This is a genomic window from Bartonella australis AUST/NH1, assembly GCF_000341355.1.
Lineage (GTDB): Bacteria > Pseudomonadota > Alphaproteobacteria > Rhizobiales > Rhizobiaceae > Bartonella > Bartonella australis.
The window spans coordinates 1,088,078-1,105,059 of sequence record NC_020300.1 but is presented as its reverse complement, the minus strand read 5'-3'; the positions used below and the strand labels follow the sequence as shown (position 1 = coordinate 1,105,059).

The following is a 16,982-nucleotide window of genomic DNA, read 5'->3' as shown; positions in this document are numbered from 1 at the left end:
AGGTAGTTGGAATTGGATGTTAAGTTTATCTTTAATGAAGGTACTCTGCCACCCAGGATGAACAATCAATATGATGATATTTTTGTTGTAATCAGTGTTTTGGTTAGGTTAAGTTTTTTGTAAAAGGAAATTGTGCAGTTCTTTTTTAGTTTATGCTAAAATTTTAATTCAACGCTTACTGATTGCACTCCTGCATAGGCCAAAATTCTGCACGCGAACAGTAAGGCTATCTGTATCTTGGGTAATGTTAAACATCGATATAGAAAAATTAAATTCACCAAAAATTTCCTTTGTTGTACCGAGAATAGCTCGTTATTAAGTTGCAGTAGATAGGTGCGCAGATTGGTTTCAAATTGGCGGCGTAGGCTAATAAAGCACAACAAAACAAGGCCTCGGCTAATATAAAAGGAGCTGAAATACCAATTTAAAATTGTTTGCGCCAGAATGCAGGGATAAAAAGCACAAATATGGTCACGATTTCAAGGCGGCCAACCAGCATTAAAAAGCTCAAAATCCATAAAGCATTATCGTTAATTGTTGAGAAATTACCGGCAGGACCGATGATATCTCCAAAACCTGGGCCGATATTCGAAAGTGCTGTTAAGACACCTGTAAAGGCAGAAGTAAAATCGAGCCCGGTCGTAAGCAAAAGTGCGGTACCAGTGAGAAGACAAGACATATAAAGGCATACAAAAAGAAGGACTGCTTTAGCGATATCGCTTGATACATTTGAGTGATCGTATCGGACTTTTACAACCGCGTTAGGAGAAAGAAGTTTTGCCATATTCGCTTGCGCAATACGCCAGAGAATAATTAAACGGTTTATTTTTATGCCACCGGAGGTAGAACCAGCGCACCCACCTGCAAAAGAAACAATGAAAAAAATACCAAGTGCAAAGGGGCCCCAAAGTTGGTAGTCTTTGGCGCTGTAGCCTGTGGTGCTGATGATAGATGTGATGTGAAAAATTGCATCGAGGAAGGCCGAGTGAAATGCGAGGTGATTGTGAAATCGCAGCCACACAGCCAAAGCAAGGCTAAAGAAGAAAACTATATTTAGAAAAACGATAACCTGCGGATCAATGGAGCGTTTGGAGTGGCCTGGGAGTACTAATTTAACGTAAAGCACGAAGGGCAAAGCAGAAAACAACATAAAAATAGTCGCAACGATCAGGATGGCCGGTTTATTAGAAAAATAACCAAAAGAGGTATCGTGCGTTGAAAAACCTGCTGTCGCTATCGTACTCATCGCGTGATTAACGGAATCGAATAAGGTCATACCAGCGGCAAAATAAGAAATCATACAAGCGAGTGTTAGCCCGATATAAGCAGTAATAATTCCGTTAGCGATTTGATTGATGCGGGGCAGTATTTTTTCAGATTTATCTGATGATTCCATATGAAAAAGCTGCACTCCCCCGACGCGAAGTGAAGGTAAGAGCAATAAAGCTAAACCAATAAAGCCAATGCCACCGATCCAGCACATAATGGAACGCCACAATAAAATGCTTCGTGGCAAATAGTCGAGACCAATGATTACTGTGGAGCCTGTAGTTGTAATTCCAGAGACAGATTCAAAGATCGCTCCGGCTAGAGAAATCGGGAGCGGAGAAAGATAAAGAGGGAGAGCACCCACTATACTTCCTGTTAGCCAAAGACAAACTGTCAGAGTGAAGCCAAGTCGCGCTGAAAAACGGCAAGTAGAGCCTCTGGTAGCTAAAAGGATCAGTGTTGCCAGCATGACGGTTACGGCGCAAGGATGGAGAAAAGTTACCCAACTACGGTTGCCATCGCACAAATCAACAAAAATCGGGAGAAGCATAGCCATTCCCATGATTAAGGCAAAACGGGCGCAGACATTGATGATAAATTGAAAGATGACTTTTCCCTATCTCTGTTTGTTTTTATTGCATTTTGCGCCTACTAGAATTTATATATTTTTATGCTCGTAGAATAAAGTTCAATTCTTAATAGTAAGTACGCTGCGATAAATTGACAATCAACCTCTTAGCTAATCTTGCAAAAAACGCGCATATACCATAATTTAAATCGTCGAAAAATATTTTTTTAAAAAATACGTTTTATCATAATTGATGGACAGAAAATAAAAAGCCAAAGATAAAAGAGGTTCTACGGTGCGGTCGCATATTCGCGTTCTGATTATTGGTTCAGGGCCGGCTGGTTATACAGCGGCAATTTATGCGGCTCGAGCGATGCTCAAGCCGGTTTTGGTTACTGGGTTGCAGCAAGGGGGACAGCTGACAATTACGGCTGACGTTGAAAATTATCCAGGTTTTGCTGATCCAATTCAGGGGCCGTGGTTGATGGAACAAATGGTGAAGCAAGCCGAGCGTATGGGAACGGAAGTTGCCTACGATACTATTGTAAGAGCTGATTTATCGAAGCGTCCTTTCATCTTATACGGCGATTCAGGAATGCAATATTGTTGTGACACGCTTATTATTGCGACAGGGGCGCAGGCTCGCTGGCTTGGCTTAGAAAGCGAAAAGACTTTTATGGGGGGGGGAGTTTCTGCTTGTGCCACCTGCGATGGTTTTTTTTATCGTGGTAAGGATGTCCTTGTTGTGGGGGGCGGCAATACAGCTGTTGAAGAAGCTCTTTATTTATCTAATTTGGCTAAAAGTGTGAGCGTGATTCATAGGCGAGACCGTTTTCGTGCGGAAAAGATTCTGCAAGATAGGTTATTCGCTCGAGATAATGTGCGCGTCATTTGGGATCATACGGTAGAGGAAATTATTGGTTTACAGGCTCAATCATCAATGGGCGCTGTTATGACGGGTGCACGCCTCAGAAATGTTGAAACAGGCCAAGAATTAATAATAAATGCAGAGGGGATATTCATTGCTATCGGGCACGACCCCGCTGTTTCTTTGTTTGAAGGGCAATTGAGGCAAAAAGAAGGCGGCTATTTATGGACGGCCCCAGATTCAACAGCGACGAGTATTGCTGGCGTTTTTGCAGCAGGCGATGTTGCTGATGATGTATTCCGCCAAGCCGTAACCGCGGCCGGAAGAGGATGTATGGCGGCACTAGAGGCAGAGCGATTTTTGGAAACATAGATAGAAACATCTGGAAAATGGCTTTTATTAATAAAATATAAAATAAAGGGAATAAGGGGAAGGGATTGTGACTTCACCGCTAGATTGGGATAAGTTAAGAGTTTTTCACGCTGCGGCAGAGGCAGGTTCTTTTACGCACGCAGCTCAGCGTCTTCATTTATCTCAATCGGCAATTTCGCGACAGGTTTCGGCTTTAGAGCAGGACGTCGGTGTGCCCTTATTTCAACGTCATGCACGTGGTTTAATTTTAACAGAGCAGGGCGAGATTCTTTACCGCGCAGCCCATGATGTCTTAATGAAACTAGAAAATACGCGTTTGCAATTAAATGAAAGTCGTGAAAAGCCAACGGGGCGTTTACGCGTCACATCGACTTTTGGGATGGGGGCAGGGTGGCTTGCAGAGCGTATGCCCGAATTCCTGGACCTTTATCCCGATATGCGCGTCCAAATTTTGCTCAATGACGAAGAGCTTGACTTAACAATGCGTTATGCAGATTGTGCTATCCGCTTACATCAGCCGCAGCAACCTGATTTGATACAAAGAAAATTATTTACGGTTCATATGCATGTTTATGCTTCGGAAGGTTATATAGCGAAGTATGGTAAGCCAGAAAAATTATCTGAGCTGGATGCACATCGTATTATTTCATTTGGTCAACCGGTTCCACATTATCTATCTGGCTTAAATTGGCTAGAAAAGGCTGGAAGAAATGATGGTTCCTTGCGTGCTTCAGTGCTACAAATTAACAATATAATCTCTATTAAAAATGCAATTATGCGCAATTTTGGTATTGCTGTACTTCCTGATTATATTGCTCATAATAATGAGCAGCTTGTGAGGCTTTTTCCCGATACAACTGATATCCCTTCCTTTGATACCTTTTTTTGTTACCCAGATGCTTTGAAAAATTTAGCAAAGCTGAATGCTTTTCGAGATTATATTTTCCTAAAAGCTCGTAAATGGTCTTTTTAATTAAATGATATTTTATAAGCTAACGGGCTATCAAGAATGAAAAAAAACTACTGAGCTATGTGTTTATTGCATAGCAGATGCGCTCGAGTTTTCATTGTGCTTCTTCGGATAAAATGGCATAAAGCGCTGTCTCTTGATCATGTTTACTCCTATTACATTTTCTTGAGTGTTCCCCTGTGGAGGTCTGTAGGATTTTTTTCTGAAGGCCCCCCTTAATTAGCCGGGCTTTAGTCCGGTTTTTTTTTGCCTCTGGGATAAGGTCGAAAAATTAAGATATTGTAAGAAAGATAGGCAGAAATTTTTTAAAATTTTATGAGCGTTCAATAATTTTTTCAAAAAAGGTTCGGTGTAAAGGGGGAAAAAAGGGTGTTTGTATCGTAAAGCTCTTGGATATAGAAAATCAAGGTAAGCACGAAATGCTTTTAGACATGACGAATTTGATTGATAGCTTTTCCTGTAGGTCTTCGGGACCGATCATTCAATAAAGCAGTGATTTTATCAGATAATTACAGACCCGTATTTCTGCCCGTAAACTCTCGTTTATTTTGTTAAAGCGGCGCGATTACAATTAATTAAGGAACCGCTAAAATAACAAGCGTCCCGCCTTTGATATAAATGGATAAACACCCCCCACAGGCATCGTCGCACATAGCGCTTGCCTATCATTATTAAGGCAGGATTGTTCGAAAGATGATCCCTTTAATACGGACTCATTGCAACTATATCTCCATGCAATTTATTCGCGTAAATTCCTCTCGCATAACTCGTATACACCACGACGCAGCCCCAAAAATATTGGCATTTTGGGGCATGGCGTTAATAGCTGACAAAATTATCTAAAATTTTTAGAGCAAACTGCCACAAAAGCGTTGGATCCGTGAACAAGCTTCTTCTAATGCTTTTTCTGATATCGCGTAAGAAATTCGGAACGCCGGCCCAAGCCCAAAGGCAGATCCATGGACGACGGCAACAGATTCTTCTTCTAAAAGTGCTGTTACGAAGTCTTCATCATTCGTTATAATTTTACCCCTGGGCGTTTTTTTACCGATGAAATCCGCGCAGGAAGGATAAACGTAAAAGGCACCCTCAGGTGTTGGGCAGCTAATACCAGGAGTCTGATTAAGCATAGAAACGACGAGATCACGACGCGCTTGGAAAATGCTTTTATTGCGAGCAATAAAATCTTGAGGGCCAGTAAGTGCTTCGACGGCTGCCCATTGTGAGATAGAACTTGTTCCAGATGTTTGTTGACCTTGAATGATATCCATGGCTTTAATCAACTCTTGCGGTCCGCCCGCGTAACCAATTCGCCAGCCTGTCATGGCATAGGCTTTGGAAACGCCGTTCATTGTCAGTGTGCGCTCGTAGAGCTGGGGCTCTACTTGGGCTAGTGTAACGAAAGTAAAATCTCCATACGTTAGATGTTCGTAGATGTCGTCAGCGAGGATATGCACATGGGGATATTTTAATAAAACATCTGTTAGCTTTTTTAATTCGTCGTACGTATAAGCGGCGCCTGACGGGTTTGAAGGAGAGTTAAATATAAACCATTTTGTTCTGGGAGTAATAGCGGCCTCTAGATCTTGTGGCTGGAGTTTATAAAAAAATTCACCTTTGGTTTTTACAAAGACAGGTGTGCCATTATTGAGGGCAACCATATCCGGGTAGCTGACCCAATAAGGAGATGGAATGATGACTTCATCTCCTTCGTTCAGCGTAGCCATTAATGCATTAAAGAGGATCTGTTTACCACCGGTGCCGACAATGACCTGCTCTGGCTTGTAATCAAGGTTGTTTTCTTTTTTGAACTTATCAGAAATTGCTTGGCGTAACTCTGGAATACCAGACACAGGTGGATATTTTGTTTTTCCACGTTGAATAGCTTCAGCAGCGGCGTTTTTGATATTATCTGGTGTATCGAAATCGGGCTCTCCGATGCTTAGGGCAATAATGTCACGACCTAAAGCTTTTAAATGACGTGCCTTTCCAGAAATGGCGATCGTTTCAGAAGGTTTGATACGAGAAAGTTTGTCGGCGATAAAAGCCATAATTTCGATTCCTTTGTAGGTGGACGGATAGTTATTTACCCGGGTGAACTCTATAGGGGATTATGTCGCAAGCGATAAAAAACTGCAAGGAGGCTCCTACAAAACTTAATTTTAGGCGTAAATTTTACGACTCCGCTTCGCGAGGATTCTAAAGAAGCTCTCTGGAATAAATATGAGAAAAAATTTCTTTTGTGTGCGGAAGCACGAGCCTTCACTTTGAAAATTCTTGCAGTCAGAACTGTAGCCGGAATTTTCGCTATCAGTTTTGTTACGGATAAGTTTTTTTTGGATTAATTAATAGTTATGAAGAAGAGTTGTACGATTAAAGATGTGTACGGCGCGTCGACAGTCGTTAAAGTTTACCAGTGGATAAAATTTTGACAGATAAAGTTAACAATGGGTTTAAAGACGGTCAGCCTACTCATCAAGCGATATGACCAAAGATTTTTTATGCAAGCATTTACACATGCTCTACGTTTGGAGAAAACCATTGTCTATGTTTGCAGTTATTCATGATTTGATCAACCGCCCCGGATTTTGCAGCGACGATATGTTACTCCTCGCGGTTGCGAAAGTGATTCGTATCTAGAATTTTCTATTACTTTTCTTGGAATCTTTTTAAGCAAGGAACAATTGCCGATTATTATGATAAACTGCAGAGAGAATACGAAAACTCTTTAACAATTGCACAAAGTTAATAGCAAACGCATTATAATATGGGCTACACTTTTAGAAAAATAAAAACCTCGCCTGTGACGGAGAGGTTTCTCAAATAAAATAAGCAGAACTTAAAGAGCGGCAAGGTTCTCAGCAGCAAATTTTCCCGAGCGACGATCTTGGAGAACGTCATAAGAAATTTTTTGTCCTTCATTGAGACCACTTAAACCAGAGCGTTCAACGGCAGAAATATGTACGAAGACGTCAGCACTACCGTCACTAGGCTGAATAAATCCAAAACCCTTCGTTGTATTAAACCACTTTACTGTTCCTGTAGACATAGGAAACTCCTTAATAAATATGTAAAATTACCGTAGTACTGAAGCCAAATGTCTTCAATACAACTTTAGATCGAAATTAGGCAGGAGAAGTTTCATCAAAAGTGCGCGTTGCACAGGAAAGAAAGTCGCATAACCGAAAATTCGATGGGGGCATCCCTAAACGATTTTAGTATAAAAAACAAGCTTTTTATACAAGGCAAAGATGGCCAGAAAATAAAGAGCGCTGTATTTATGATACAACACAAATTAAGCAAAATAGCTTTGTAATGGGCGCACTTCAAGATTATTGGTTTTAAGCGCTTCTACGGCGTGCACTGCGGATTCAGCACCGGCTATTGTCGTATAATAGGGCACTTTGTGCATTAACGCTGCGTGGCGTAATGATTTGGAGTCCGAGATGGTACTGGCAGTATTGGTTGTGTTGAAAATTAATTGGATATGCCGATTACGAATGGCATCTTCTATATGAGGATGACCTTCAAGCACTTTATTAATTTTATCAGACTTAATACCGTGTTCGCTGAGAAATTTGTGCGTTCCGCTTGTCGCTAAAACAGAAAAACCAAGTTTAGTTAAGCGTTTGATCGGCTTTAAAATACGTTCTTTGTCTTCGTCTCTGACAGAGACGAAGACAGTACCTTCATGTGGTAGCTCAATACCGGCTCCAAGTTGGGCTTTAGCAAAAGCAAGAGGAAATTTGTAATCAAGCCCCATTACTTCGCCGGTTGAACGCATTTCAGGGCCAAGCAGTGTATCTACACCCGGGAAACGAGCGAAAGGAAAGACTGCTTCTTTGACAGCAACATACGGTTTTTGCGGTATAGACGGTAATCCACCATAAGCTTTAAATGCATCGTGAAGGTTTTCTCCTGCCATGATATGTGTAGCAATTTTGGCGATTGGTCGGCCAATGGTTTTTGCAACAAATGGAACAGTACGTGAGGCACGAGGGTTGACTTCTAAAACATAAATCGTCTCATTTTTGATAGCATATTGTACATTCATAAAGCCACGAACATGTAGTGCTTGCGCTAACGCTTTGGTCTGCCGCTCCAGTTCAATTACTAATTTATGGGACAGTGTGCGTACCGGTAAAGAACAAGCTGAATCACCAGAATGGATGCCGGCTTCTTCAATATGTTCCATAATACCAACGACTAGCGTTTCTTCTCCATCACATAGACAATCAACATCAACTTCAATGGCTTCTGTTAGATAGGTATCAAATAAAAGCGGATTTTTACCAAGTAATATGTTGACTTGATCTGCAGTGCTATGGGGATAACGGGCTTTGATATCTTCTGGTACTAATTCAGGGACTGTTCCGACTAAATAATTCTGCAAGTCACGTTCGTCGCGAATAATTTGCATAGCACGTCCGCCTAAAACATAAGAGGGGCGAACAACTAACGGGAAGCTTAGTTCGTGGGCGATAAGACGCGCTTGCTCAACTGAATGGGCGATGCCATTCCGGGGTTGCGTCAACTTGAGTTTGAATAATAATTTTTGAAAGCGGTCCCTGTCTTCTGCTAGATCAATAGCATCAGGTGAAGTTCCTAAAATGGGGATATTATTTTTTTCTAGAGCGCTTGCCAATTTTAATGGCGTTTGCCCGCCAAATTGGACGATCACTCCAATTAATTCGCCTTTTTCTTGTTCTGTTTCCAAGATAGCTAATACATCTTCTGTTGTTAAAGGCTCGAAATAAAGGCGATCAGATGTGTCGTAATCCGTCGAGACAGTTTCAGGGTTGCAATTAATCATGATAGATTCAAAGCCAGCATCGCGTAAAGCAAAGGCGGCATGGCAACAACAATAGTCAAATTCGATGCCCTGGCCGATGCGGTTTGGACCTCCGCCTAAAATGACAATTTTTTTGCGCTGAGAGACTCTTGCTTCTGAATATTCCGCGCCTGTAAAGGGTTTTTCATACGTCGAATACATATAAGCTGTAGGAGAAGAAAATTCAGCTGCACAAGTATCGATACGTTTAAAAACAGGCTTTATATTAAGCGATTTACGTAAAGCGATGATATCATCCGGCGTTTGTCCGGTAAGATTAGCCAAGCGAGCATCCGAAAAGCCCATGGCTTTCAACATGCGTAAATTTTCTGCATCTTGGGGGAGTCCGTGAGCGCGGACGTGTCGTTCCATCTCAACGATGGATGCTATTTGTTCTAAAAACCACGGATCAATTTTGCTGATTTGGTGAATCTCGGTCAATGATAGGTTCATACGCATTGCTTGGGCCACATAGCGCAGACGATCAGGGCTCGGTATTGCAATGGCCGAGCGTATAGAATTTTTTTCATCACTCTCGGCATGCTCAGGGAGCAAAATTTCGTCAAGACCGGTAAGGCCGGTCTCAAGACCACGAAGGGCTTTTTGCAACGATTCTTGAAATGTACGGCCAATTGCCATGACTTCCCCGACGGATTTCATGGCAGTGTTCAGGACAGGCGTCGAGCCAGGAAATTTCTCAAAGGCGAAACGAGGGATCTTCGTAACAATATAATCAATGGAAGGTTCAAACGATGCTGGTGTTGCACCTCCTGTGATATCATTTTTTAGCTCATCAAGCGTGTAACCAACCGCTAGTTTGGCAGCTATTTTAGCAATCGGAAAACCTGTTGCTTTCGAGGCAAGCGCCGAAGAACGAGAAACACGCGGATTCATTTCAATGACAATTAAACGGCCGTTTTCAGGATTAACAGCAAATTGCACATTGGAGCCACCGGTTTCAACACCAATTTCACGCAGCACAGCGATTGAAGCGTTGCGCATAATTTGATATTCTTTATCAGTTAGGGTAAGAGCAGGGGCGACTGTAATGGAATCACCAGTATGGATGCCCATAGGGTCGATATTTTCAATGGAACAGACAATAATGCAGTTGTCCTTTTGATCGCGGACGACTTCCATTTCGTATTCTTTCCATCCTAAGACGCTTTCTTCAATCAAAACCTCTGTCGTAGGTGAAGCTTCAAGGCCACGTTCAATAATTTCATAAAATTCAGAGCGATTATAGGCAATGCCACCACCTGTACCACCGAGCGTAAATGAAGGGCGTATAATAGCCGGAAGCCCGATAACATCGAGCGCCTGAACCGCTTTTGCGGTGGCATGCGCTATGTAATGTTGTTTACGGTCCGCTTCTGCACGGCGCCAATCATGGCCAAGCTTTTCCAGTTCTCTGTCAAGAGTATCACCCGAAAATTTAGCTTTGAGTCTATTACGTGTTTCTTCGTAGAGCCGGCGGTTCTCTTCTTTAAGTTCAGTTGCGTTGGCCAACATAGAACGCGGTGTTTCTAAACCAATTTTTGCCATTGCTGAGCGAAACAAAGCACGATCTTCAGCCTTATCAATAGCGTCGGCATTAGCACCGATCATTTCAACATTATAGCGGTCTAAAATTCCCATGCGTTTCAACGATAAAGCGGTGTTAAGAGCTGTTTGTCCCCCCATAGTTGGCAAAAGAGCGTCAGGACGTTCGTGGGCAATAATCTCAGCTACCACTTTCGGAGTGATGGGCTCAATATAGGTCGCATCAGCTAAATCTGGATCAGTCATAATAGTGGCAGGGTTAGAGTTAACCAGAATGATTCGGTAGCCTTCTTCTTTTAAAGCCTTACAGGCCTGTGTCCCTGAATAGTCAAATTCGCACGCCTGACCGATAATGATAGGCCCCGCTCCGATGATAAGGATAGATTTTATATCTGTACGTTTTGGCATGGCTTTTTCCTACGATGAGCGCCCGCGCGCAGTTGCGGTAGGCAGAACATTAAAAATTTTCGAGGCTACGCTTGTTTTATAGGTTAATAAGTACAGAAAGTAAGCCATAAAATGCCTTTTCCATGCTTTTTTCGTAAAATTGAAGATGAATAGCTTCTTTAAGGCTTATTAACTTTCTGTAAGTGCAAAACTGTAACTTATCATCAAGAGGACATAAAATTTTAGCGAAGTTGAGACGTTAAAGGCCACCATATTTAACACAGCATAGCGGGTTATTTACAGCAAATGAAGCTGAGTGCCATTTACTCTAAACGGAAGTGGATATTACATCGAAATTTGATGAAATTTTAAAGGTGATAGGCACGTGAAGACGTATTTAAACATTTGCTGGTGGCAATATTCTCATTAAAACAGGGGTGAGAGGTGGGTCGTTATTTTGGAATTTAAGTTTGTTTGTTCTGTTCAAAAATATTTTAAAATAGCACTTTTGAAGCATTACTGAGTGTGGCCAATTTTTTGCAAAATATGCGAAAATTTTCGTTGAGGCTTACACAATGTAAAAAATCATCCGCTCTTTGTGAAAATATTAAATGTCTGTACGCTCGGTAAAGTGGAATCTAGAGACATTTTTTGCTTTAGGTTTTGCGTTGACGCAAATTATGCTAAGTGGAGGCTTCGAAAAATAAGCAGGGATTTAGAAGGATGGTGAGGGAAGTGATATGCATGCTATGAAAAGTCCAAAACTTGATTCGGCATTCGTTCGTCGCGGGCTCGTTTTAGTTTTTATTACTTTATTATTAGATATCATCGGCATCGCGATCATCGGTCCCGTTTTGCCTGATTATATCCATCAGTTGACAGGAGAGGATATTAGTAAGGCATCTGTAGAAGGAGGGGGATTATTGGCTGCTTATTCAGTGATGCAATTTTTATTTGCTCCCTTCATTGGTAATCTTTCTGATCGTTATGGTCGCCGTCCCATTTTGCTTATCTCTATTATCAGTTTTGCCATCGATAATTTCATATGTGCTATAGCCTGGAGTTATTCTATGTTATTTATCGGGCGTTTTTTGTCGGGAGTGAGTGGCGCTAGTTTCGCGACATGTTCCGCTTATTTAGCCGATATATCGGACGATAAGACTCGTACACGCAATTTTGCTCTTATCGGGGTAGCATTTGGAGTTGGGTTTACTTTAGGCTCCTTTATTGGTGGTTTCTTAGGCCAGTTTGGGCCGCGTGTTCCGTTTTATTTTGCTGCTAGTTTTTCATTTATTAATTTTATTTTCGCGTGGATTATGCTCCCAGAAACTCTTTCTATGCGCAATAGACGCCCTTTTGATATTAAGCGCGCAAATCCTTTAGGCGCGCTTTTGCAACTTAGACAATATCCAGTCGTTTTCTGGGTGTTGTTAGCTTTTTTTCTTTATTGGGTTGGGCAATCTGTGTGGCCGAGCATTTGGTCATTCGTCGCTAAAGAGCGCTATGATTGGAGTGCTTTTTCTATTGGAGTGTCTTATGGCGTTTTCGGTATGGGGCAGATCATTGTGATGGCTTTGATTTTGCCATATCTCTCTAAGCGTTGGAACGATTGGCGCATTACTATGGTTGGTCTTTTTTCTGCGTTAGTCGCTATGTTCGGCTTCGCATTCGCAACGCAAGGGTGGATGGTTTATGCCGTTTTTGCGTGTACGATACTTGAATATCTCGTTCATGCTCCCATGCGCGCTATTGCCTCAGCACAAGTACCGGCGAACGCGCAAGGAGAATTACAGGGAGCGATGACATCTGTTACTTCATTGGGCTCAATAATTGGACCTATTTTTTATACACTTATTTTTAGACAATTTACGCATGAAGGCGCAGAAATTCATTTTTCTGGCGCTCCTTTTATAGGAAGCTTTTGTATGGTTGCTGTAGCGACTATAATTTTCGCTTTGCGCGTGCGTCCACTTCCTAAAATGCTGCCAGAACCATTACGCCACGGTAATTAAAGCAAAAATGGAGTTTATCGTCTTCGTAAATGAATTAAGGCATTTGATTCATTTTGGGAGATGGCGTGCCGGTGCGCAGTAAAAAGATTACGCTCTTTAGTGAAAAAGATAGAAGCCTGGGAGATAAGAAATCACTAAATTAGATTGTTTTTTTATAATTCACAACTAAATCGCGGAAACGTGTAAACAGATAATGGCTGTCTTGTGGCCCCGGAGAGGCTTCGGGGTGGTGCTGGACAGAAAAAATAGGCTTTCCGCTGATCTTAAGGCCGCAGTTTGAACCATCGAAGAGGGAAATATGTGTCTCTTCAACGTGTTGCGGCAAAGATGACGCGTCTACTGCAAAACCGTGATTCATCGACGCAATCTCGACTTTTCCGGTAGTCAGGTCTTTAACGGGGTGGTTAGCGCCGTGGTGCCCTTGATGCATTTTTACAGTTTTAGCCCCAACAGCAAGAGCAAGAAGCTGGTGACCGAGGCATATGCCAAAAAGGGGTATATTACAATCAATGAGTGTTTTAATAGTTGGAACAGCATATTCAGCTGTGGCGGCTGGATCCCCTGGGCCGTTAGATAGAAAAATACCATCGGGATTCATCGCTAAAATTTCTTCTGCGTTCATGTGCGCTGGTACAACAGTTATGTGCGCACCTTGCGCGGCTATAAGGCGGAGAATATTGCGTTTAATGCCGTAGTCAATCGCAACGATATGAAAATTTTTCTTATTATTTTCACTGTAAGATTCGTTCCATACCCACGGTTTTTCATTCCAGTTTACTAATTTTTTTGACGTCACTTTTTTTGCAAGATCAAGATTAATAAGGCCATGCCATTTTTGCGCGCGCTCTTTTAAGGCATTAATATCAAAATTTCCGTTTAAATCATGGGCGATGACGGCATTTTGTGCACCTTTTTCACGGATAAGAACGGTTAGTGCTCGTGTATCAATGCCACAAAGTGCGATAATTTGATGCGTCTTCAGCCATTGATTAAAATTTTCAATTGCGCGGTAGCTGGAAGGATGAGTAATGTCCGCTTTAAAAATAGCACCAATGGCGCCACGATCATTGAGAGGTGTAAGATCTTCGATATCTTCGTTATTTGTACCTACATTGCCGATATGAGGAAAGGTGAAATTAACGATTTGTCCAGTGTATGACGGGTCTGTAAGGATTTCTTCATAGCCAGTGATGGCGGTGTTAAAACATAATTCAGCTTCTGCAACACCTGTGGCGCCTGCGCCTTTACCTTCAATAATTGTCCCATCAGCCAATATTAAAAGGGCTGTAGGCTTGCTCACGCTCCAAGGACTGGGGGAAGAGATGGTCTGCGTCATAGTGTGACTCATAACTCGCTATCTGAGAGGCGTAATAATAAACACCACGTAAAAACTGTAATAGTAGTAGAGGCTGTATATTATTGTTATAATATTTCTCTTAATATAGAAAGTATAGGTATATTCTATGAATAGGTAAAGGCCTCTTTTTGTTTTTTCTAAGACTTCGTTTAACATTGTAATACTCTTTATTAGTTATGAAAAAAGTATTCTCAGTTGAGTGAATTTAGATAAATTTGTGTTACATGACCAGGTTAACAGGGCGTTCAAGGTTGTTTAAGAAGAGTAGGGGGCTTTGTTTGGTTTAACCGATGCTGTGGTTAAGAAACGTGATCTTTTTCATTTTGATGAAGGAAAATTAAAAATAGGCGAAAGTCCAACGCAGCTTATTTAAACTGAGCAAGAAGTCAACGCTTGATTATAAGAGGAATTTAATTTACCGTCACCACTCATTTCATTTTCCTTGCAATTAAAATGCCAATGTTCTAATCGCAATATTATTTCCGTACAGACGGATTTTATGGTGGTCCGTGTCAGGGACTGTATCCACACATAAAGCTTATAAAAAAACGAATAGACACTGGCATTTATTAATATATCACCAATTTATTTTAAAACAATTAAAAAATGTGTTGACATAATTTATCATAAATTATAAAAAATTTTTATGAAAGGAATGAAAATGGATAAATTAGTTCTTACTAATAATCTAAAAAAATATTTATACGAAAACGGAATACCTGTTTATAGAGTCTCATTAGATGTTTTAAACAAAAGTCCAAGTTATTTAGGTTATAAATTAAAAAACAATACATTAAGAACTAATGAAATAAAAAAAATATTAGATCATTTAAATATTAATGAAAGTGATTTATTAAATGAAAAATTCTGCAAATAAAGAAGTTGGCCGTTTAGCGTCAGCGGAATTAAAAGTAAATAAAAGTAGTCGCTGCTACTGATAATTTGTGTCAACAAATTGTAAAAGGTGTTAAGAGGTGTTTTTTGATCGCTGGTGGGTTGCAACATAATAGAGAGCGCAGCACAGTGGTTGTGAATAATGGTTAGCTTTAGATAGGTTATGCAGAAATACTTCGAAGGAGATAGGTGGTTTATCCTGTTTATTGGGGGGACGGTGTATTTGCCGTACGCTTCGCGGTATTTTTTTAAGAGATTTGCGCTTTTTATTTGCTCAGAATCTGGTACCAGCAGCGGCGAATCCTTTTAAAATAGATGGGGCTCAGCAACAGTGGTTTGCTTGCTGTCCACAGGCAGGAGCGGTATATCCGTTGTGCACCTTGCCAGCTAATGTGAATGTAATTACGGGTTAACTTGTCGCTGCTGAAAAGATAGCGGCGCGGTGGTACTGGTCCCTAAAAATCCATTAGTGCTCGATTACGGTCAGATACAGTTTTGTACGGGGTCAATGTTTGTCCAAGAAGCCAAGGCTGGCTGTCTCCCATCTGCAATTTCGCGTAGTTAGTACGAGATATCAGGCAGGTGTTTAGCTTCTTCCTCTAGTTTGTCACGAGGGATGAGGTATTCACATTGTGGTTCAATACGTACATGAGTGCAATGGCGCTCAAACGGCTAGCCATCAACCCTGATTCCATAAGCCAGTTACTGAAAGTGACGAAAACTGAAAAATTCTGATCAGCAAACCATTTTAGTAGTGGCAAGATGAAAGCTTTAACATCGGATATCGATTTCCATCCCTATTTGAATTACACTCCACACGCTGCGCAAACCGCGCTTTGCAATCTGTGTTAGATGGTATAAATTGCCAGCGAGTCTGCGGTTGTAGTGTAGCAATATGAAAGCAACCAATTTTAGAAAAAAATGCAAGAGAGGCGGGTCATTATTTTTTTAGGATCTATTTTTTTGCTTTTTTATTGATATTCAGAAAATATTTTTTATCCGATGGATAGGCATTAGCGTGGGTGCTCAATTATTTTGAATAAGGGTACTTTATAGTAAAGTAGGTGCCCGTCAGAGGCGACACAAGCTGACAGATTTGGTCGCTTTATTGTATCGGCGTTTTAATGTGGGCGATAAATTCAATTTTTAGTTTTAATTTATAATTTTTCGCTTTCGGATAATTGAGGTCGTCATAATGATGACGAATTTTTGTAAAATATAACACGCAGGCGCGGCGAGAAGGCTGCGGGGGTCGTGCGAGCGAGAGGGGAGCTCAGGGATCGCGGATCGGGTGCTGTGCCGTGCGAAAGGGGCGGCACTGTAAATTTCCCTCGGGGGGTAGTCGCGCACACGGGCGCGGAGTTTACCGCCCCGAGCGAGGATAGAACGGCTCTAGGAAGGCACCGGGGGGCGCCTCCGAGAGGGGGCGGGCGCTGATTAAGGCCGGATTTTCCGGCCAACCCACACGAGGATGCAGGCTCCGATGAAACCTGAAATGAGGTAGCCCAACCAACCGACGAAATTGACGCCCAAAAGACTAAAAAGGAAGCTCGCTAACGCGGCGCCGACGATTCCCAGAATAATGTTCAAAAACACCCCTGTTCGGCTATTCATAAAATATTGAGCAGCCCACCCAGCCAGACCACCGATGATGATAGCTGCGAGCCAGCCGATATTTGCGTCTTCCATTACACTCTCCTTTGCCTGAATTTACACTGCTGACTGTAGCTAGAGTAAGTTGCATGAAGATCAAGGTTAGTCTATTTATTGCTTAAAGAGAAGTCATTCCTAAAAATTTTGCCACAATTTTTGTTTTTTAATCAAAACAAATACATTAATAAGCATGATATTGCGCGAATTTATAGGTGTGTGCGCTATTGAGGGTGCTTAGGATTTAGAAACGGCTTCTTGA

The 16,982-nt window shown here is 41.6% G+C and carries 10 protein-coding genes; 4 read left to right on the top strand and 6 right to left on the bottom strand.

The window, feature by feature from the left end; all coding sequences use genetic code 11:
• Positions 1-424: 424 nt before the first annotated feature.
• On the bottom strand, positions 425-1,819 hold the full coding sequence (locus BANH1_RS04660) for a TrkH family potassium uptake protein (protein ID WP_015398254.1): 1,395 nt from the start codon (positions 1,817-1,819) through the stop codon (positions 425-427).
• 313 nt (positions 1,820-2,132) lie between these two features.
• Here BANH1_RS04660 and trxB point away from each other — a divergent pair, with 313 nt between their 5' ends.
• Together trxB and BANH1_RS04650 are read left to right on the top strand one after the other, a co-directional pair.
• The gene (gene trxB, locus BANH1_RS04655) at positions 2,133-3,077 is read left to right on the top strand and encodes a thioredoxin-disulfide reductase (RefSeq protein ID WP_015398253.1); all 945 of its coding nucleotides are present in this window, start codon (positions 2,133-2,135) and stop codon (positions 3,075-3,077) included.
• A gap of 67 nt (positions 3,078-3,144) precedes the next feature.
• Positions 3,145-4,050, top strand: coding sequence for a LysR family transcriptional regulator (locus BANH1_RS04650; protein WP_015398252.1), 906 nt, complete (start codon positions 3,145-3,147; stop codon positions 4,048-4,050).
• 845 nt (positions 4,051-4,895) lie between these two features.
• On the opposite strand, the gene BANH1_RS04645 is transcribed toward BANH1_RS04650, so the two are convergent.
• From BANH1_RS04645 to carB, 3 genes are all read right to left on the bottom strand, one after another.
• Positions 4,896-6,098 (bottom strand): pyridoxal phosphate-dependent aminotransferase, encoded by a 1,203-nt coding sequence (locus BANH1_RS04645; protein WP_015398251.1) that lies wholly within the window; start codon positions 6,096-6,098, stop codon positions 4,896-4,898.
• Between the two features lie 788 nt (positions 6,099-6,886).
• Positions 6,887-7,096, bottom strand: coding sequence for a cold-shock protein (locus BANH1_RS04640; protein ID WP_015398250.1), 210 nt, complete (start codon positions 7,094-7,096; stop codon positions 6,887-6,889).
• A gap of 246 nt (positions 7,097-7,342) precedes the next feature.
• Complete coding sequence (carB, locus tag BANH1_RS04635; protein ID WP_015398249.1) at positions 7,343-10,828, bottom strand: carbamoyl-phosphate synthase large subunit; 3,486 nt, start codon at positions 10,826-10,828, stop codon at positions 7,343-7,345.
• Between the two features lie 719 nt (positions 10,829-11,547).
• Between carB and BANH1_RS04630 the strand changes: the two genes are divergently transcribed.
• Complete coding sequence (locus BANH1_RS04630; protein ID WP_015398248.1) at positions 11,548-12,819, top strand: TCR/Tet family MFS transporter; 1,272 nt, start codon at positions 11,548-11,550, stop codon at positions 12,817-12,819.
• A gap of 139 nt (positions 12,820-12,958) precedes the next feature.
• Here BANH1_RS04630 and carA read toward each other — a convergent pair whose 3' ends face one another.
• Complete coding sequence (gene carA / locus BANH1_RS04625; protein WP_015398247.1) at positions 12,959-14,155, bottom strand: glutamine-hydrolyzing carbamoyl-phosphate synthase small subunit; 1,197 nt, start codon at positions 14,153-14,155, stop codon at positions 12,959-12,961.
• A 682-nt stretch (positions 14,156-14,837) separates the two neighbouring features.
• On the opposite strand from carA, the gene BANH1_RS04620 reads away from it, so the two are divergent.
• Positions 14,838-15,053: a hypothetical protein gene (locus BANH1_RS04620; RefSeq protein ID WP_144050540.1), complete on the top strand. Its 216-nt coding sequence runs from the start codon at positions 14,838-14,840 to the stop codon at positions 15,051-15,053.
• Between the two features lie 1,454 nt (positions 15,054-16,507).
• On the opposite strand, the gene BANH1_RS04610 is transcribed toward BANH1_RS04620, so the two are convergent.
• A complete protein-coding gene (locus BANH1_RS04610; RefSeq protein ID WP_015398246.1) occupies positions 16,508-16,759 on the bottom strand; it encodes a GlsB/YeaQ/YmgE family stress response membrane protein in 252 nt (83 codons plus the stop codon).
• Positions 16,760-16,982 lie beyond the last annotated feature (223 nt).